Origin of the sequence: Amycolatopsis sp. lyj-108 (assembly GCF_046549005.1) — a bacterium.
Lineage (GTDB): Bacteria > Actinomycetota > Actinomycetes > Mycobacteriales > Pseudonocardiaceae > Amycolatopsis.
This window is the reverse complement of sequence record NZ_JAJPWQ010000003.1, coordinates 584,045-602,590: the sequence shown is the minus strand read 5'-3', so window position 1 is coordinate 602,590 and position 18,546 is coordinate 584,045. Positions and strand designations below refer to the sequence as shown.

16 protein-coding genes are annotated in these 18,546 nt (G+C 68.2%); 6 read left to right on the top strand and 10 right to left on the bottom strand.

From position 1 onward, the window contains the following. Positions 1–41: 41 nt before the first annotated feature. Positions 42–665, top strand: a complete 624-nt coding sequence (locus tag ACLJO0_RS14460) for a maleylpyruvate isomerase family mycothiol-dependent enzyme (protein WP_410579064.1) — start codon at positions 42–44, stop codon at positions 663–665. 3 nt (positions 666–668) lie between these two features. Here the strand turns inward: ACLJO0_RS14460 and ACLJO0_RS14455 are convergent, their stop codons facing one another. Beyond that, positions 669–1,868: an endonuclease/exonuclease/phosphatase family protein gene (locus tag ACLJO0_RS14455; RefSeq protein ID WP_410579063.1), complete on the bottom strand. Its 1,200-nt coding sequence runs from the start codon at positions 1,866–1,868 to the stop codon at positions 669–671. Positions 1,869–2,019: 151 nt separating this feature from the next. Between ACLJO0_RS14455 and ACLJO0_RS14450 the strand changes: the two genes are divergently transcribed. Further along, entirely contained in the window at positions 2,020–2,439 is a 420-nt protein-coding gene (locus ACLJO0_RS14450; RefSeq protein WP_396557669.1) for a hypothetical protein, read from the top strand. Positions 2,440–2,456: 17 nt separating this feature from the next. Further along, positions 2,457–3,119 (top strand): TetR family transcriptional regulator, encoded by a 663-nt coding sequence (locus ACLJO0_RS14445; RefSeq protein ID WP_410579062.1) that lies wholly within the window; start codon positions 2,457–2,459, stop codon positions 3,117–3,119. 316 nt (positions 3,120–3,435) lie between these two features. On the opposite strand, the gene ACLJO0_RS14440 is transcribed toward ACLJO0_RS14445, so the two are convergent. From ACLJO0_RS14440 to ACLJO0_RS14405, 8 genes are all read right to left on the bottom strand, one after another. Continuing rightward, positions 3,436–4,704, bottom strand: coding sequence for a GrpB family protein (locus ACLJO0_RS14440; protein ID WP_410579061.1), 1,269 nt, complete (start codon positions 4,702–4,704; stop codon positions 3,436–3,438). 137 nt (positions 4,705–4,841) lie between these two features. Continuing rightward, complete coding sequence (locus ACLJO0_RS14435) at positions 4,842–5,705, bottom strand: shikimate dehydrogenase (RefSeq protein WP_410579060.1); 864 nt, start codon at positions 5,703–5,705, stop codon at positions 4,842–4,844. Then, complete coding sequence (mltG, locus tag ACLJO0_RS14430) at positions 5,695–7,140, bottom strand: endolytic transglycosylase MltG (RefSeq protein WP_410579059.1); 1,446 nt, start codon at positions 7,138–7,140, stop codon at positions 5,695–5,697. Before mltG ends, ACLJO0_RS14435 begins: the two co-directional genes overlap by 11 nt. A 356-nt stretch (positions 7,141–7,496) precedes the next feature. Further along, a complete protein-coding gene (gene ruvX / locus ACLJO0_RS14425; RefSeq protein ID WP_410579058.1) occupies positions 7,497–8,000 on the bottom strand; it encodes a Holliday junction resolvase RuvX in 504 nt (167 codons plus the stop codon). Then, entirely contained in the window at positions 7,993–10,656 is a 2,664-nt protein-coding gene (gene alaS, locus ACLJO0_RS14420) for an alanine--tRNA ligase (RefSeq protein WP_410579057.1), read from the bottom strand. Before alaS ends, ruvX begins: the two co-directional genes overlap by 8 nt. 100 nt (positions 10,657–10,756) lie before the next feature. Then, positions 10,757–11,068, bottom strand: a complete 312-nt coding sequence (locus ACLJO0_RS14415; RefSeq protein ID WP_037305987.1) for a hypothetical protein — start codon at positions 11,066–11,068, stop codon at positions 10,757–10,759. Continuing rightward, positions 11,065–11,463 (bottom strand): DUF948 domain-containing protein, encoded by a 399-nt coding sequence (locus tag ACLJO0_RS14410; RefSeq protein ID WP_005157207.1) that lies wholly within the window; start codon positions 11,461–11,463, stop codon positions 11,065–11,067. The genes ACLJO0_RS14415 and ACLJO0_RS14410 overlap by 4 nt, the downstream gene beginning before the upstream one ends. 130 nt (positions 11,464–11,593) lie before the next feature. Then, positions 11,594–12,121 carry a hypothetical protein gene (locus ACLJO0_RS14405; RefSeq protein ID WP_410579056.1) on the bottom strand — a complete coding sequence of 176 codons (528 nt, stop codon included), beginning with the start codon at positions 12,119–12,121 and terminating at the stop codon, positions 11,594–11,596. 94 nt (positions 12,122–12,215) lie between these two features. Between ACLJO0_RS14405 and ACLJO0_RS14400 the strand changes: the two genes are divergently transcribed. Next, a complete protein-coding gene (locus tag ACLJO0_RS14400; protein WP_410579055.1) occupies positions 12,216–14,294 on the top strand; it encodes a phosphocholine-specific phospholipase C in 2,079 nt (692 codons plus the stop codon). Positions 14,295–14,358: 64 nt separating this feature from the next. On the opposite strand, the gene ACLJO0_RS14395 is transcribed toward ACLJO0_RS14400, so the two are convergent. Beyond that, complete coding sequence (locus tag ACLJO0_RS14395; RefSeq protein WP_410579054.1) at positions 14,359–14,952, bottom strand: hypothetical protein; 594 nt, start codon at positions 14,950–14,952, stop codon at positions 14,359–14,361. A gap of 161 nt (positions 14,953–15,113) precedes the next feature. Between ACLJO0_RS14395 and ACLJO0_RS14390 the strand changes: the two genes are divergently transcribed. Together ACLJO0_RS14390 and ACLJO0_RS14385 are read left to right on the top strand one after the other, a co-directional pair. Next, positions 15,114–15,809 (top strand): VOC family protein, encoded by a 696-nt coding sequence (locus tag ACLJO0_RS14390; protein WP_410579053.1) that lies wholly within the window; start codon positions 15,114–15,116, stop codon positions 15,807–15,809. A 178-nt stretch (positions 15,810–15,987) separates the two neighbouring features. Continuing rightward, positions 15,988–18,372 carry a chitinase C-terminal domain-containing protein gene (locus ACLJO0_RS14385; protein WP_410579052.1) on the top strand — a complete coding sequence of 795 codons (2,385 nt, stop codon included), beginning with the start codon at positions 15,988–15,990 and terminating at the stop codon, positions 18,370–18,372. The last annotated feature ends 174 nt before the right edge of the window (positions 18,373–18,546 follow it).

Here is an 18,546-nt window from a genome sequence, read left to right as displayed (position 1 = left end):
TTCCATGTCATCGAGCTGTATCTCCGGACAGAGGGAGCGGGATGAACGACGGCGAGATCTTGGCCTGGACCGAGACGGAACGGCTGAGCTTCGCGGATCTGCTGGAGAGCCTCTCCGAGCGGGATTGGTCGGCGAAGACGCTGTGTACGGAGTGGACGGTCCACGCGATGGCGGGCCATCTCGCGCAGACCACCAGGAACCGGCTCAAGGACACCCTCGTCGGCATCATGAAGGCCAAGGGGAACTGGGACCGGATGAACGTCGACCAGGCCATCGCCTACGCCGCGCGGTTCACCCCGGCCGAACTCGTCGCCCAGATCCGCGAGGACGCCGGATCGGCGCGCCGCCCGCTCGGCGCCAAACCGGTCGACGAGCTCGCCGACGTCCTCATCCACGGTCAGGACGTCGCCCGCCCGCTCGGTATCGACCGGCCGATGCCGGAGAAGCCGGCGATCGCGGCCCTGGAGCATCTGCTGGTCAGCCCGTTCTGGGGCGCCAAGAAGCGCTGCAAGGACCTCAAGCTGATCGCCACCGACGCCGGATGGTCCGGCGGAGCGGGCACCGAAGAGGTCCGAGGCCCGCTCGACGACCTGCTCTTGGCGGTGAGCGGGCGAAGTGCCGGATTCGCCACGCTCACCGGCCCAGGTGCCGTGCGGCTCAGCTGAACGTCACCAGCGAGGGACGAACACGTCGACCCGGACCAGGTGGTGGTCCGAAGCGTCGTTGAGCCGGGCCAGCGGTGAGTCGGGCAGCGGCCAGAAGACCTCGGCACGCCAGGGGATCAGGCCCTTCGACGGCAGGACGTAGTCGATCCGCAGGTTCCCAGGCGCGTTGTCGTTGAAGTCGCCGGTGTCGAAGAAGGGGTCGCCCTTCTGGCCGATGTTGGCGCCTGCCTGGTCCTGGGCGGCGCGCACGCCGCCTTCGCTGCCCGGCCGGGTCTCGATGACGCGCGGCGCGTTCAGCAGGCGCGAGATCGCGCCCGGAACGCTGTCGCCGTCGAGCGGGTCGGAGTTGTAGTCACCCGCGATGACGAACTTCTCGTGCGGGGAGAGCCCGCCGCGGCGACCGTTGTCGTCGTGGATGTAGCGGCCCTTGCCCGGGGTCACGTAGTCCGCCCAGAAGCGGATCTCGTCGTTGTTGCGGGTGCCGTTGCGGTCTTCGGGGCCGTCGAAGGTGGGCGGCGTCGGATGCGCGGTCAGGAAGTGGACGGTCGAGCGGCCGACGCGGACCGGGACGTCCCAGTGGGATTTCGACGACAGGCGCAGCACATCGAGCGCCTGCGGCGAGTACCAATCGCCCGGCGCCGGGGTGGCCGGATCGTCCGGGAGCAGCGCGCCCGGCATGTCCTTCCAGAGGAACTTCTGGAACGTCCGCACGCTCTTGGTGTCGATCGGGTACTTGGACAGCACGAGCATGCCGTACTGGCCCTCGAAGAGGCCGAAGCCGTGCGCGTCGTTGCCACCGCCGACCTGGCCGTTGCGGTCGAGGTCGAAGCCGGTCGAGACGCCGGTGTTCGACGGCGCCGTGAAGGCGTACGGGTAGTCGATCGGCGCGGCACCGTTCTGGCCGCGCTCGAGGTAGTTCTCGCGGAACAGGTCCGCGGCGCGGTCGCCCGGCACGTAGTCGAACTCGTTGATCAGCAGCACGTCGGGCCGGTTGCGCTGGATCACCTCGGCGACCTCGCCCGCCTGGGCGTTGCCCGGCTGCGACAGGTCGGTCACGAGCTGGCCGGCGGCGCCACGGTTGAGCGAAGCGTTGTACGTCGCGAAGCGGACGTTGTGCCCGACGGTGGCTTCCGCCGGTGTGGCGGCCAGCAGCGTCCCGGCCAGCAAGGCGCCCGAGGTGAGCACGGCGGCGATGCGTTTCACGGTCTTGAACTCCCGTTGTGAGGGCGACAGTCGGTGCGACCTTACGCACTCGACGCGGCCGCACGGGTGAGCTTCAGGTGAACAGCATCTCTTGAACGCGTTCAAAATCTGGGCTACGGTACTTCTTGAACACGTTCAAAAGGAGGTCCCCATGCAACCCGTAGTCGTGGCCTACGCCCTCTACCTGGCCATCACCGTCCCGCTGACCGTCCTGGTCGCCCGCACGCTGAGCAGGCACGGCAAGACGTTCCTGGAAGACGTCTTCCAGGACAAACAAGCGCTGGCGCATTCGGTCAACCAACTGCTCGTCGTCGGGTTCTACCTGGTCAGCCTCGGTTTCGTGACCCTGTTCCTGACCAGCGACGACATCGTCCTCGACGCGCGCGACGTCTTCGAGATGCTGTCGGTGAAGGTCGGCACCGTGGCGCTCGTGCTCGGCGTGATGCACGTCGGGAACGTGCTGGTGTTCAACGGCATCCGGCGCAAGCACCTCAACCACACGGCCGCGCGGCCCGTGCCGCCGCCGCCCTACCCCGGCTACCCGGCGCCCGCTCCGCATCCCGCGCCCTGACCGGATAACGTGCAGTCGTGGCGAAGAGTGAGGAAACCAGGTCACTGATCGTGGCGACCGCGTTACGGTTGTTCGCCGAGAACGGCTACGACCGCACGACCATGCGGGCCATCGCCGCCGAAGCGGGCGTGTCGGTCGGGAACGCCTACTACTACTTCGCCTCCAAAGACCAGCTGATCCAAGGCTTCTACGACGAGATCGCCAGGGTTCACCTGACGACGGCGCGGGAGGCGATCGAAGATGAGCGGGACTTCAGCGCGCGACTCAAGACCGTCCTGCTCAGCTGGCTCGATGTCGCCGAGCCGTACCACCGCTTCGGCACCCAGTTCTTCGTCAACGCCGCCGACCCGGACTCGCCGCTGAGCCCGTTCAGCGAGGAGTCTTCGCCCGCGCGGGACGCCTCGATCGGCCTGATGCGCGACGTCATCGCCGACTCCGACGTGAAACTCGACCCGGACCTGCGCGATGACCTGCCCGACCTGCTGTGGCTGTATCAGATGGGTGTCGTGCTGTTCTGGGTCCACGACCGCTCCCCCGGCCAGAAACGCAGCCGGATGCTGGTGGAACGGACGGTCCCGTTGATCGCGCGGCTGGTGGGGCTTTCGCGGCTGCGGGTGCTGAGGCCGGTCAGCCGGGAGATCGTTTCGCTGATCCGGGACCTTTCTCCCCCACGCAATTAGTCACCTACTTGCGGGGTTCGCAGGACGGCACGAGGCATGCATCAAGCCCCTGAGTGTCCACAAGGGACACTTTCGAGGGGTGAAATGTCTGATTGATGGCTAGATGCGCGGTTCTCGAGGGGAGTCGTGAGTGGCAATGATCGTTAGAACGACCATTGCCAGGCCACTGTGCCGAGCCCCCACCCGTCACCACAACCCGAATCGCCACTCACCACCCACTTCACCAGCGGTTATGCGACTTTGCCGGGGCCCTTACCCTCAAAGCAGGGAAGGCCTTCACAGACTTCTGGGAGGCCCACCGGCCGCAAGTAGGTGACTAATTGCGGGCCGGGGAGGGCTCCCGGACGGTCCGGAAGTACAGGAACCGAGGCTGGGTCCGCAGCTTCGCGTACCACCGCGGGTCCGATTCGGCGATCGCCTCGTCCGGCATCGGCTCGACCAGCCGATCGACCGCGAATCCGGCATCCCGCACCGCACCGAACGTCCAGCTCAGCGGCCGCCGGTAGAACCGGACCTTCTGACCCGCCGGGAACTCGTCTTCCAGCAGTTCGAGCTGGAAGTAGTTCTGCTTCCCGAACCAGCGCCAGTCCTCACCGGGATGGTGCACCGAGAACACCAGCAGCCCGCCCGGTTTCAGCACCCGCCGGAACTCCGCCAGCGCCGGTGCCCACTCCTTCAGGTAATGCAGGACCAAGGACGCCGTGATCACGTCGATCGAGCCGTCGTCCAGAAAGGACATCGGTTGCGAGACGTCGGCCGTCTCGAACTTCGCGACGTCCCCGAACTTCTCCCTGGCGATGGCGACCATGCCCGCGCTGGCGTCGACGCCGAGGACATCCGCCCCCTTCGCGGCGAGCAGCGCGCTGAGGTGACCCGCCGCGCTGCCGACGTCCAGCACCCGTTTGCCCGCCACGTCCCCGGCCAGTTCGACGATGGCGGGACGGTCGTAATGGGCGTTGGTGCTGCTGGTTTCGGCGTGCGCCGCGTAGAGCCGGGCGAACCCGTCGTACTGGGCGGCGCGCGCCCGCTCGACGATCTCGTCGATCACCTCGGTCTTGGCGTCGGCGTAGTGCTGGATGTACTTCCAGGTGCGCGACGCCAGCTCGCGTTTCTTGACCTCGTAGAGCTTCCGCTCGTCCTCGTGCGCGATCAGGCGCTCGCGGAAGAGCCGGTAACGCTCGGTCTGGCCGTTGTCCGATGAGTAGACGTGCAGGTTGATGTCGGTGTCCGGACCTTTGAAGCTGCGGTGCTTCTCCCACTCCGGCTCGCGGATGACGAGCTGGTAGCCCGCCGCCTCCAACTGCGGTACATAGGCGTCTTCGTCGTCCGAATCGGCGACGATCAGCATGATGTCGATGATCGGTTTCGCGCAGAGTCCCGGCACCGACGTGGAGCCGACGTGCTCCAGGACCAGCGCGCGTTCCCCCAGGATCCCCCTGATGCGCTTGGCTTCCCGCTCGAACAGGGCGGGCCACTCCGGGTCGTATTCGGCCAGCGTGACGGTGGAGTTCAGTACCGGAGGCTGACCGACCCAGGCGTTGTTGATGTCTTCTTCGGTGTAATCGTCTCGATCGGGTTTAGGCATCGACCCCTTGTTCCTTCCTCAGCACTCATCGCGAGTCTGCGCGATTCGAGGAGGCCCAGCGCGCGCGGTGGGTCACCTGGTTGCCGCGACGCCCCTCTCGAGGCAGTCGGCCAGATTATCGAACCTCGGCGAACTTGTCAGCTGATCGGCAACGGAAGGATCCCGCCGGTCGCTTCCCGAAGAGCGTCCCGCATCTCCGCTCGCGGCGCCGGCTGCCCGGTGAAGTACTCGGACTGCCCGAAAGCCTGGTGCAGCAGCATGTCCAGTCCGGTCGCGAGCCGACCGCCCTGTTCGGCGACGGCTTCGGCGAGCGCTGTCGGCCAGGGATGATAGATGACGTCGAGGACGCAGCCGATCCGGGCCAGCTCCGCCAGGTGCGGGCGGACCGCGTCCGGGGGCACGGTGTTCACCAGTACCGCCGAGTCGGCCGCGAGCTTCCCGAAGTCGGCGTCGGCCCAGCGGAGCACTTCGGCGTCGAGCCCCGCCCGCTGCGCCGCCTCGACCGTTTCCGTGGCCCGTGCGGGATCCCGCACGACAAGCCGCACGGTCCGCACGCCGAGCGACGCGAGCCCGACGACGGCCGCCGCGGCCGTGCCGCCCGCTCCGAGAACGACACCGGCGACGGCCGCGTCATCCTCACCGGGCGAGTACTCCCCCGCGATCCGCAGCGCCTCGGTGACCCCGTCGACGTCGGTGCAGTCCGCCAGCCAGCCGGTTTCCCGGCGCACCAGCGTGTTCGCCGCGCCGACCGCCGTCGCCCGCGGCGTGACCTCGTCGGCGAACTCCAGTGCGGCCCGTTTCCCTGGCATGGTCACCGAAAACCCGGTCCACTCCGGACCGAGACCGTCGACGAACGCGGGCAGCCCGGGTCCGTCCATCTCGACCCGCTCGTAGGTCCAGCCGTCCAGGCCCAGCGCACGGAAGGCGGCGCCGTGCAGCACGGGCGAAAGCGAGTGTTCGACCGGTTTCCCGAGGATCGCCGCCTTGCGGTTAAATGACACCGCGCCGCACCGCGTCATCTCGGTTCTTCCGGTGTTCGTCGAAGGTCACCGCGAAGCAGGAGAGCCCGTTCTTCTCGCACTTGACGAAGAAGATCCAGTTTCCCGCGACCGGCTTGAGCGCGGCCTGGATCGCTTCCGCGCTGGGCACCGCGATCGGTGTCGGGGTCAGGCCGACGGACTTGTAGGTGTTGTACGCGCCCGCTTTTTCCCGTTCCTCGGGTTTCGTGAGCAGGGTCGGCCGGTCGAGGACGTAGTTGACCGTCGAGTCCATCTCGAGCCGCATCTTCTCGTCGAGCCGGTTGTAGATGACCCGCGAGATCTTCCCGAAGTCGGCCTTCACCGCCTCGCGTTCGATGATCGACGCGATGATGAGCGTCTCGTACGGCGTCTTGCCCTCGCCCTTGGACTGATCGCTCAGTCCTGCGTCAAGGATGCGTTTCGCCGAGGTCTTCACGACGTCGGTGAGCAGTTCCTCGGCCGTCCAGCCGGGTTTGACGTTGAAGATGCCCGGGGCGATCAGCCCTTCGAGCCGCCGGTCCTTGTGTTCCGCCTTCGCGGCCGAGTCGATGGCCCACGACGGGACACCCAGTTTCGCCAGATCCGCGGTCTCGATCGTCTTCCGCAGTTCCTCGACCGGGATGCAGGTGCTCTTGCCGTTCAAGTCGGCGCAGGAAGCCTTGGACAGCAACGAATACACACCCGGCGTCACCTTGCCGTCGGGCTGGGTGATGTCGTGGAACTGGGTGTACGGCCGGATTTCGACCTGGCCGACCTTCGACGCGGGGGTGATCATCTTCTCGACCGCGCTGGCACCGGACATCTTCGTCTTCATGACGTAGTAGCCCTGCTGGAGCCGCGAAACGGCGGTGTTGTCCTCGCCCGCCTTCACGAACGCCTTGCCGCTGGCGACCACCCCGGCCGCCTGCAGCCGGTTGCCGATCGCGGAGGTCGAGTCGCCCTTCTCCACCTGGACGAGGACGTCGCTCTCGCCAGTGCCTTCGTAGTCGTCGTAACCGAAGATCTGTGTGAAGCCGTAGTAGGCGCCACCGGCGAGCAGGACGAGCACGGTCAGCGCGGCGATCCAGCCCACCGCGCGTTTCTTCTTGCGCTTCTTGGGCGGCGGCCCCTGACGTTCCGGGCGCTCGTCCTCGATGCGTTCCGGCTCGGCACGATCGTCGTCTTCGAAGTCGTCGTAATCCTCGTAGTCGTCGTACTCGTCATAGTCGTCGTACTCGTCATCGCCGAAGATCTCGTTGTATTCCTCTTCGCTGCCTTGAGGCGGCGAAGAAGGAGCAGCGCCGGGGCGCCGGGCGATCGGCGCGTCCTGGATCGCGGGGAGGATGTCGGTCGGCCGCTCGTCCGGGAGCGGGCCGTCGTCCTCGCGGCGCCTGCGGCGGCCGGGGCGGGGCGGCTCGTCCTGGGCGTAGGCGGGCATGCCAAGACTCCGGTCACCCGGCTGGGGGGACCGCCGCGGCGGCGCGGGAGGCGGCGGAGGAGCCGCGGGTTCCGGAGCCCGCCTCGGCGGGGCCGGACGTGCCACCGGCGGCGGCTCCTCGGCCGCACGCCGGACACGCGGCGGTGGCTCTTCGGGAGACCGGCGGGCACGCGGCGGTTCCTCCGCCGGACGCCGCACGGGGGGCGCCTCGGGTGGTTCCTGCCGGATGTGCCGTCGTCCCGTCGGCTGGGGTTCGGGCCTTCGACGGGGCGGGGCCGGCGGCTGGATGGCCTCCTCAGGCTCCCGCAATCGTCGCCTACCGCCCTGACGGCGCTCGGGCCGGCCGTGGGGCTCGGTCATGTATCGCCCTTCCGTGCGCGATGTGCCGCTACCGCGTCGATCCACGCCTGCAGGATCTCGACCGCGGCCGCCTGATCGACGACGGCACGTTGCTTACGTCCCTTCACCCCACGCTGCGACAGCATCCTGGATGCCGTCACCGTGGTCAACCGCTCGTCGGCCAGTCGCACCGGCACCGGGGCGATCCTGGCGGCGACCTTTTCGGCGTAGTCGAGCGCCGCTTCGGCCGCCGGGCCGTGACGGTCCTTGAGCGTCCTCGGCAGGCCCACGACGACTTCGACGACGTCGTGTTCCGTGACGAGTCCGACGAGCTGGTCGACGTCCTTGTCGCCCGCCGCGTCGCGAGTGAGGGTAACGAGCGGGCTCGCGAGGATGGGGTCGGGATCGCTGAGCGCGACCCCGACCCGGACGGATCCGACATCCACCCCGAGCCGCCTGCCGCGCCCCGGATCGGTCTCCCCTGGCCGATCCGGGCGCCGCCCAACGGCGTCGTCAGCCAACTTGGGCGACCGCCGCGCGCAGTGAGGCGATGGCCTGTTCGGCCCCGGCCGGGTTGGTACCCCCGCCTTGCGCCATATCCGGCTTGCCGCCGCCGCGGCCGCCGATCGCCTCGGCGAACGACGGGACGAGCTTGCCCGCCGCGATCCCCTTCTCCTGCGCCGCCTTGGTGGTGGCGACGACGAAGGCGACCTTCTCGCCCTGCGGGGCGAACAGCGCGACGATGCCGGGACGGTTGCCGAGCCTGCCGCGGATGTCGGAGGCCAGCGCGCGCAGCCCGTTCGAGTCGACGCCCTCGCCGAGCTTCTCCGCCACGACCGCGACGCCGCCGATGTCCTCGGCCTTGTCCGCGAGCGAGCCCGCCGAGCCGAGCACCTGCTGGGTGCGCAGCTGCTCGATCTCCTTCTCGGCGTTCTTGAGCCGCGTGAGCACGTCGTCGATCCGCGACGGCAGCTGCTCCGACGGCACCTTGAAGGTGCTCGCGAGCTGCGAGACGAGCAGCTGCTCCTTGCGGACGTACTTGAGCGCGTCCGTGCCGACCAGCGCCTCGACGCGGTGCACGCCGGAACCGATGGACGAGTCGCCGACCAGTTTCACCAGGCCGAGCTGCCCGATGCGGTCGACGTGGGTGCCACCGCAGAGTTCGCGGGAGTACTCGCCCATGTCGACGACGCGGACGTCGTTGCCGTACTTCTCGCCGAACAGCGCGACCGCGCCCAGTTCGAGGGCCTTGTCCTTCGTGGTGACGAAGGTGTTCACCTCGACATTGGTCTGGAGGTAGTCGTTGACCTCCTCCTCGACCTCGGTCAGCACGTCGGCCGAGACCCCGCCGGAGGTGGTGAAGTCGAAGCGCATCCGGCCCGGCGAGTTCAGCGAACCGGCCTGCGCCGCGCGCTTGCCGTACGCGCCGCGCACGGCCGCGTGGACCAGGTGTGTCGCGGAGTGGGACCGCTCGATCGACAGGCGGCGGTGCTGGTCGACCGAACCGGTCAGCGCGGTTCCGATGCCGACCTCGCCGTCGAGCACCTCGACACGGTGCACGAACAGGCCCGGCACGATCTTCTGCACGTCGTGGACCTTGAGCTCGACGCCGTCGCCGAGCAGCACGCCGGTGTCGGCGACCTGGCCACCGCTCTCGGCGTAGAACGGCGTGCGGTCCAGGACCAGCTCCGCCTTCTTGCCCGCGCCGACGCTGCGCACCGGCACGCCGTCTTCGAGCAGCGCGACGACCTTCGCTTCGGCCTGCAGGTCGGTGTAGCCGAGGAATTGGGTCTCGCCGTGCTGTTCGAGCACCTTGCGGTACTCGGACAGGTCACCGTGACCGGTCTTACGCGACGCCGCGTCGGCCTTCGCGCGCTGCCGCTGCTCGTTCATGAGCGTGCGGAAGCCCTCTTCGTCGACGCTCAGGCCCTGCTCGGACGCCATCTCCAGGGTCAGGTCGATCGGGAAGCCGTAGGTGTCGTGCAGCTGGAACGCCTTGTCACCGGCCAGCAGCGAACCGCCGGAGCGCTTGGTCTCCTCGGCCGCCATATCGAAGATGCGCGAACCGCTGGTGAGCGTGGAGAGGAAGGCCTCCTCCTCGACACGCACGACGTCTTCGATGCGGTCGAAACCGGAGACCAGCTCGGGGTACGTCGGGCCCATGGTGTCGCGGACGACCTCGGCGAAGGCGGGCAGCACCGGCTCGTGCACGCCGAGCAGGCGCGCGGAGCGGATGATGCGGCGCAGCAGGCGGCGCAGCACGTAACCGCGGCCGTCGTTGCCGGGGGTGACGCCGTCGCCGATGAGCAGGACGCCGGTGCGGGCGTGATCAGCGATGACGCGGAACCGGACGTCATCGGTGTGGTCGGAGCCGTAGCGCCTGCCGGAGAACTCCTCGGCGCGGCCGATCACCGGGCGGACGAGGTCGGTCTCGTAGACGTTCTCGACCCCCTGCAGGATCGTCGCGACCCGCTCGACACCCATGCCGGTGTCGATGTTCTTCTTCGGCAGCTCGCCGATCGGCTTGTGACCGTGCTTCGGGCTCTTCTCGCCCCGCACGTCCTGCATGAAGACGAGGTTCCAGATCTCGATGTAGCGGTCCTCGTCGGCGACCGGGCCGCCCTCGCGGCCGTAGTCGGGACCGCGGTCGTAGTAGATCTCCGAGCACGGGCCGCCGGGACCGGGCACGCCCATGTCCCAGTAGTTGTCCTTGCCGTCACGGGACTGGATGCGCTCGCCGGGCAGGCCGGTGAGCTTCTTCCACAGGCCGGCCGCCTCGGCGTCGTCCTCGTAGACCGTCGCCCAGATGCGTGCCGGGTCGAGGCCGTAGCCGCCTTCGCTCTGGGGCTTGGTGATCAGCTCCCAGGCCGCCTCGATGGCGCCTTCCTTGAAGTAGTCGCCGAAGGAGAAGTTCCCGGCCATCTGGAAGAACGTGTTGTGCCGGGTGGTCTTGCCGACCTCTTCGATGTCCGGGGTGCGGACGCATTTCTGGACGCTGGTCGCACGCGGGTACGGCGGCGGGACCTCGCCGAGGAAGTACGGCTTGAACTGGACCATGCCGGCGTTGACGAACAGCAGGTTCGGGTCGTCGAGGATCAGCGGCGCGCTCGGGACGCGCGTATGTCCCTTGTTCTCGAAATGGCTCAGAAAACGCTGGGTGATTTCGTGTGTTTCCACGGGATCGTCCTTGTATACGGGCTCGCGCGAAAGCGCTGGGAATGCGGACAGGCGGGAACGGCGGAGGGCTGGGTCTGTTCCGGTCGCGGACGCGACCCGATCAGCCCTCCGCCCGGCGAGCTCGCCGGGCCGGGCGCCGCGGCGACGCCGCGTGCCTGCCCGCAGGGCCATCGGCGGCCGTGCTCAAACCGGTGCGTTCGGACACCATGTCGTGCAGCTCCTGTTCCCGTTCGCTCATCCCGGCGCGGACCTCCGCGCCGAACGAACCGACGGCGCCCGCGAGTTCCCGCACGGCGTCGCCCAGGTTCGAGGCTAGCCCCGCCGGCGTGGCCTGGCGAGCGGTTTCGGTCGCTTTGCGTGACAGGGCGACGCCGGCGACCACGCCGACGCCGAGCCAGAACAGGCGCTTCATTTGCGGCCCCGCTTCTTCGCCGGGCGGGCCGCCTTCGCTTCCGCTTTCTTGCGGCGGGCCTTGATGGCCTTGCTGAGGCCGTAGGACAAGGCGGCCGTCTTCACCAGCGGTCCGCCGAGCGTCGCGGTGAACACCGACGACAGCGCGGACACGTTGCCGGAGACGGCCTGCGCGTTCGCGGTGATGCCGTCGACCCGCTCCAGCTGCGTGTTGACGTGCGTGATCGTCTCGTTCGCGCCGATCAGCAACGGGTCGGTGTTCTCATGCGCCTTGCGGATGGCGATCGTGGCCTCGTCCAGGGTCCGGCCGAGCTTGAACAGCACGATCGCCAGAAGCACGACGAGTACGACGAATGCTCCTGCGGCGATCAGCGCGGCGATCTGCCCTGCCGACACGGGCCCTCCTCAAGGGTCTGCGGTCTTTGGTGCCCGTGAGGTTACCGCCCCGCCAGCCGTTCGGCGGTGTCACCCCGCCGGACGGTCACTCAGCGCAGTGACCTCACGACGAACCGGGGAGAACCGGACGTCAGCGCCCGCTCTTGGGCGGCGTGGTCCTCGCGTGCCCGGGCGGGTCATCGGGCGCGCGGCTGTTGCGGCGCTCGCTGTCCGGCGGCGAAGTGGTGGAGGGGGCCCGTGTGTCCGGCGGACCGGACACGGTCGTGGTCCGGACCGGAGCAGGCCTGGCGCTCGTGGGCGTTGTTTCGAGAACCGGCTCGGGCGCTCCCCGCGATTCCGGCGGCGAAGCCGTTCGAGGCCCGTCCGTCGTTGTCGTGGGCGGCGGTGTCGTAGGCGGCGTCGTCGCGGGAGGCGTTGTCACGGGAGTCTGGGACGTCTCCTGTGGCCTGGGTACCGGCCTGGGGCCCAACGCGGTGGGCAGGTCCGGCACGCCGGAGAGCGCGACGAGAAGGAGGACTCCGTAACCGGCGGCGGCGCCGGCACTGATCGCGATCCGGCGGATCAAGACGCCGCGACGGCCACCGGGTTCGGCGGACACCGGCTTCGCGGGTTCTCCCCCACCGCCGTTTTCGTCGTGATGCTCGGGAATCACGGCCATCCAGGGATCGTACGGGCGGACCACTCCGGCTGCCGACTCCGAGTCGACCGGTTCGGTTCTTGTGACGTTCATGTTACTGGGTCAAGGTTCCGGCATGCCTGAACTGTCACGCCGTACGTTGCTGGGCGCCACCGGCGCCGCGGCCGCCACCACCCTTCTCCCGCCGTCCGTGCACGCCGCCATGGCCGAACCCATGCGGCGCGGCGGACTCGACGCCATCGAGCACGTGATCGTGCTGATGCAGGAGAACCGGTCGTTCGACCATTACTACGGCAGCCTGCGCGGCGTCCGGGGCTTCTCCGACGCCCACCCGCTCGAACTGCCGTCGGGGAAATCGGTGTTCGAGCAGCCGAATCCCGCCGGCGGCACGGTGCTGCCCTTTTCGGTCCGCAAGGCGGCCGAACTCGCCGGGCGGAAAGCGGACGACATCCAGTACCTCGGCGACCTCGACCACAGCTGGAACGGCAGCGGCAAGGCGTGGGCGCGCGGCTGGAACAACGGCTGGATCGCGGCGAAGACACCCGCCACCATGACCTACTACGAGCGCCGTGACATCGCGCTGCAGTACGAACTCGCGGACACGTTCACCATCTGCGACGCCTATCACTGCTCGATCTTCGGCTCGACCAACCCGAACCGGAACTTCCTCTGGACCGGGACCACGGGTTTCGAACCGGGCAGCACGACGAACCGCGCGGTGACGAACGCGGCGTACTCCTACGACCACAAGGGCTACGACTGGACGACGTACCCGGAGCGCCTCGAGGCCGCCGGGGTGCCGTGGCAGATCTACCAGGAGTGGGACAACTTCACCGACAACGCCGTCGAGTACTTCTTGCCGTTCAAGAAGGTCGGCACGAAGATCCTCGCTTCGGTCGAGGAGAAGTTCCGCACCACCGAGGAGTTCTACGACGCGCTGTCGAAGAAGACCCCGGAAGAGCGCGCGAAACTGCTGGCGCAGTTCGACGCCGGGGTCGCGAAGCTGACGCCCGCCGAGCGGAACCTGTTCAAGAAGGCCATGTACCGCAGCGAGCCGGAGACGCTGGTCACTCGACTGAAGGCGGACATCCAGGCGCGCCGGCTGCCCGCGGTCAGCTGGCTGGTGCCGTCCGCGAAGGACTCCGAGCACCCCGGCGCGTCCACCCCGGTCGGCAGCGCGAACCTGATCTACCGCGTACTCGACGCGCTGGCGTCCGATCGCGAGACGTGGTCCAAAACGGTGCTGCTGATCAACTTCGACGAGAACGACGGCTATTTCGACCACGTCCCGCCGCCGATGCCGCCGGGGAACGCGGCCAACGACGCGGACCATTTCAACGGCCAGCCGCTCGGCTTCGGGCCGCGCGTGCCGATGACGGTCGTCTCGCCGTGGTCGATCGGCGGCAACGTCGACTCCACCGTGTACGACCACACCTCGGTGCTGCGGTTCCTCGAGCGCTGGACCGGGATCGGCGAGCCGAACATCAGCAAGTGGCGGCGGACCGTGGCGGGCGACCTCACCGGCGCCTTCGACTTCTCGCACGCCGGGCGGCAACCTCGGGTGAACCGGCCCGGTCCCGTTCCCGCGCCGATCAGCCGCTGGCGGCCGTCCGCCCCGGCGGAGCAGAGCCTGCCCGTGGCCGAACCCGGCAACCGGCCGTCCCGTCCGCTGCCGTACCAGGTGTCGGTGTCCGGTTCGGTCGACAAGTCGGGGAACCTGGCGCTCGCGCTGGCCAACAGCGGCTCCTCATCGGCGCATTTCGCGCTGTACCCGTACAAGGGCGAGTTCGCCGAACCCGCGCACCGCGACGTCCGCGGCGAGGCGCCGGAACTCGTTCGGCCGGCCGGTGACGAGTACCGCGTGGTCGTCCAGGGACCGAACCGTTCGTGGTGGGAACTGCGCGGGAACCGTCGCGGGGCCGCCGCGGGTGTCGATGTCCGGACGCGCTTCCTGACGTGGCGTTCGGGTGTCGAGTTCAAGCTGTCCAACTCGGGCACTTCGGCACTGACGCTGCGGCTTTCGTCCTCGCGGCTCACGCGCGTCGTGCGGGTCGGTGCCGGACGTTCGGTCACCGTGGACTGGCCGGTTTCGGGTGGCTGGTACGACGTGAAGGTCACCGCGGACGGGGATCCGTCGTTCCTGCGGACGCTGACCGCGCGGGTGGAGAACGGGCGGACCGGCGTCTCCTGCTGACCGTTCGAAGTACATGAAGGCCCCCTTCCTTGCGCCTATGTACAGGAAGGGGGCCTTCATGTACTTACTGCGGTCGGCGCCTCCGCCAGTACGCGAAGCAGACTGCCGCCAGCAGCGGCCCCCAGAGCAGAAGCGGGGCGTAGGTGAGTTCGAAGAAGGCGAGTTGCCAGCCGTGCAGTGACTCCGTGGGGAAGTCGTCCGGCAGGGGATCGCCTTGGAGGGTGAGCCCGGCCAGTGAGGTGGCGTAGGCGGTCGTCCACAGCACGGTCAGGATCGTGGCGCCGAGAGCGGCGGGCACGACGGCGGCGAGGGGCGGTATTTTGCGGCCGCCCAGCAGCGGAATCCAGCGCGGGAGGACCTCCCCCCACTCGGCGATCAGCCCGACGGCGGTGAAGGCGATCAGCTCGGAGACAACGGACAACGCGATGACGTACACCGGCCCCGGCAACCACGACGGGAGCTGGCCCGCACCGTGCGCGGCGTCGTCGCCGATGTGGAACACGACGGTCATGATCCGCCACAGGCCGGAGGGCAGCACGACGAAAGGGATGGCGTAGGCGGCGACCTTGGCCCACCGGGGGACCCCGGGCACCGGGGCGTGCGCTCTCGTCCACGCGGCGCGCAGCCGCCCGGTCGCGGTGGCTTGGTGGACGGTCATACGTGCTCCTCGGACGATCGGATTCAGCTCGCTTGATCGGTTTCAACGATCACAGCCGTCCCGTCCCGCGGCGTCCCCCGCCGGATGGAAGCGGGTCCACTCCATGGGGGAGAGCACCTTATTCGGTTGCGTGCGGGTCGCCGTCGTTTCTAGCGTCGCCTATGACCGTCACCTTGCACACGCTCTGTTTCGCCGCGCACGACCCGCGACGTCTGGCGCGCTTCTGGGCGGGCCTCCTCGGCTGGGAAACCGACGGCGACGCCCTGGTCCCGACCGACGACACGGGTTTCCGGCTCCGTTTCCTGCCGACGGAAGAACCGAAGACCCGCCAGAACCAGATGCATTTCGACCTGACGAGCGAGTCCCTCGATGACCAGCGGCGGACGGTCGCGAAGGCGCTCGGACTCGGCGGCAGGCATCTCGACATCGGCCAGCTTCCCGAGGAAGAGCACGTGGTGCTCGCCGACCCCGAGGACAACGAGTTCTGCGTCATCGAGCCGGGCAACGATTTCCTCGCCGAATGCGGTTTCGTCGGCGCGGTGGCGAGCGACGGTTCGCAGGAAGTCGGCTATTTCTGGAGCAAGGCGCTCGGCTGGCCGCTGGTCTGGGATCAGGACCAGGAGACCGCGATCCGGTCACCGCACGGCGGCCCGAAGATCACCTGGGGCGGGCCGCCGTTCACCCCGAAAACCGGGCCGAACCGGCTCCATTTCGTTGTGCACGGCCCTGTTCCGGAAGTCGAGCGGCTCGTCGCGCTCGGCGCGACCCGGCTCGGCACCGGCGAGCGCGGCCAGGTGGCGATGACGGATCCCGACGGGAACGAGTTTTCCTTCGTGGTGCGGGAAACGGCGGCATAACACGCACCGGATGTGGTCGAGGATATGGCCACCCACGGCAAAGCCGGACCTGACGGACCGCAGGTACGCCCCGCCGTACGGCACAGGATGGAAATTGGTCTACACCTATTGACGCGCGCCAGGTCAGCGGCTCAAGCTGCTGTGACCGAGGGCCATCTTCCACTGTCGGAGGTTCGGCGTGCCAAGGAGAATCAGGAAACTACTCCCCCTGCTGGCGTCGCTCATCACGCTGGCCGGACTCATGATCGTCGTCATCACCCCGTCCACGTCGAGCGCGGCAGGTCACGAGGACTGTCGTCCCGACGGGCTGTACCGGACACCCGGCGTCGACACCCCCTACTGCACCGTCTACGACACCGCGGGCCGTGAATCCCTGGGAGAAGGGCATTCCCGCCGCGTGATCGGCTACTTCACCAGCTGGCGCACCGGAAAGAACGGCGCACCGGCCTATCTGGTCAACAACATCCCGTGGTCGAAGGTCACCCACCTCAACTACGCGTTCGCCCACGTCGACGCGCAGAACAAGGTGTCGGTCGGCGCGCCGAGCGCGACCAACGAGTCCATCGGCATGGAATGGCCGGGCGTCCCGGGCGCCGAGATGGATCCGTCGTTGCCCTACAAGGGACATTTCAATCTGCTGACCAAGTACAAGAAGCAGAACCCCAACGTGAAGTCGCTGATCTCGATCGGCGGCTGGGCCGAGACCGGCGGCTTCCTCAATCCCGACGGCACCCGCAACGCCTCGGGCGGCTTCTACAAGATGACGCAGACTCAGGCTGGTATCGACGTCTTCGCGGATTCCGTCGTGGAGTTCCTGCGCGCCTACGGTTTCAACGGCGCGGACATCGACTACGAGTACGCGACGTCGGCGAGCTACGCCGGAAACCCGGACGACTACTGGATCGCGCAGTCCAACCGCGGCACCCTCTGGGCGGGCTACGAGAACCTGATGCGCACGCTGCGCGAGAAGCTCGACAGGGCGGGCGCCGCCGACGGCAGGCACTATCTGCTGACGGCCGCCGTGCCCGCGTCCGGCTGGTTGCTGCGCGGCCAGGAGGTCTACGGCGTCACGCGGTATCTCGACTACGCCAACATGATGAGCTACGACCTGCACGGCGCGTGGAACCAGTTCGTCGGGCCGAACGCGGCGCTCTACGACGCCGGCAACGACGCGGAACTCGCGCACTGGCAGGTGTACACGACACCGCAGTACGACGGGCAGGGTTATCTCAACACCGACTGGGCCTATCACTACTTCCGAGGCGCCATGCAAGCCGGCCGGATCAACATCGGCGTCGGCTTCTACACCCGCGGCTGGCAAGGTGTGTCCGGCGGTACGAACGGGCTGTGGGGCAAGGCGCCACTACCGGACCAGAAACAGTGTCCACCCGGCACCGGATCCCAGGTCGGTTCGACGGTGCCGTGCGGTAACGGCGCGATCGGCATCGACAACCTCTGGCACGATCTGGGCCTGGCGGGCGGCGAAGTCCCCGCGGGCGCGAACCCCATGTGGCACGCGAAGAACCTCGAGAACGAAATCACCCCGGACTACCTGGAGGCGTACGGGCTGACCCCGAAGACCGACCCGGCGGACCGGGTCTCCGGAAGCTACAACAGGCACTACGACAACACGATGGTGACGCCGTGGCTGTGGAACAACGACAAGAAGGTGTTCCTGTCCACTGAGGACGAAGCCTCGCTCGCCACGAAGGCCAAGTACGTGGCCGACAAGGGCATCGGCGGCATCATGATCTGGGAACTGGCGGGTGACTACGCCTTCGACGAGGCCAAGGGCCAGTACTTCATGGGTGACACGCTGATCACGAAGATCAACGACGGCCTGCGCGGCGCCGCCCCGTACGGCAACACCAAGTCGTCGCGTCCCGCGCCCTCGTCGGTGCTGAACGCGAACGTCAACCTGACCGGATTCGCGCTGGGCGACGCGAACTACCCGATCACCCCGCGGATGCGCATCACCAACAATTCGACCACCACCATCCCCGGCGGGACGAAAATCGAGTTCGACTACGGCACCAGTGCGCCCGGCAGCATGTCCGACCAGTCCGGTTTCGGCCTGACGGTCACGAGCAAGGGCCACAGCGGGCCCAACGTCGGCGGGATGAAGGGAGACTTCCAGCACGTCGCGGTGACCGTGCCGACCTGGCAGAACATCGCGCCGGGCGCGACGGTCGAGATCCGGCTGAACTACTACATGCCGATCGCGTCACCCTCGAACTTCACGTTCACCTTCGGCGGGACGACGTACGCGATCGCATCGGACCACCCGCGTGGCGGCGGTGCCCCGCCGACATCCACCACACCCACCACGACCACCGGTACGACGACCACCACCACGACCAGTCCGACGACGACAACGCGGACGACCACCACCACCCCGACGACGACCACCACGGTGCCGTCCGACGCGTGGAAGCCGAACACCGACTACGCCACCGGTGCTCGCGTGACCCACAACGGCGCGGCATACGTATGCCGTCAGGGCCACCGGTCCCTGCCCGGCTGGGAGCCGCCGAACGTGCCTGCCCTCTGGACCCCCGCCTGACAGAGCCCGGCAGCGCGCTAGGAACGGTCCTTTCCTTGCGAATTTCGCAAGGAAAGGACCGTTCATGGCGTCGGAGCTCGTTCCGCGAAGGCCCGCCGTGCCGCACGTGAGTGACCGGGCGGCCCTCAGGGGTGCGTCGCGAAAGCCACTTTCGGGACGCTGAGTGTCGCGAAA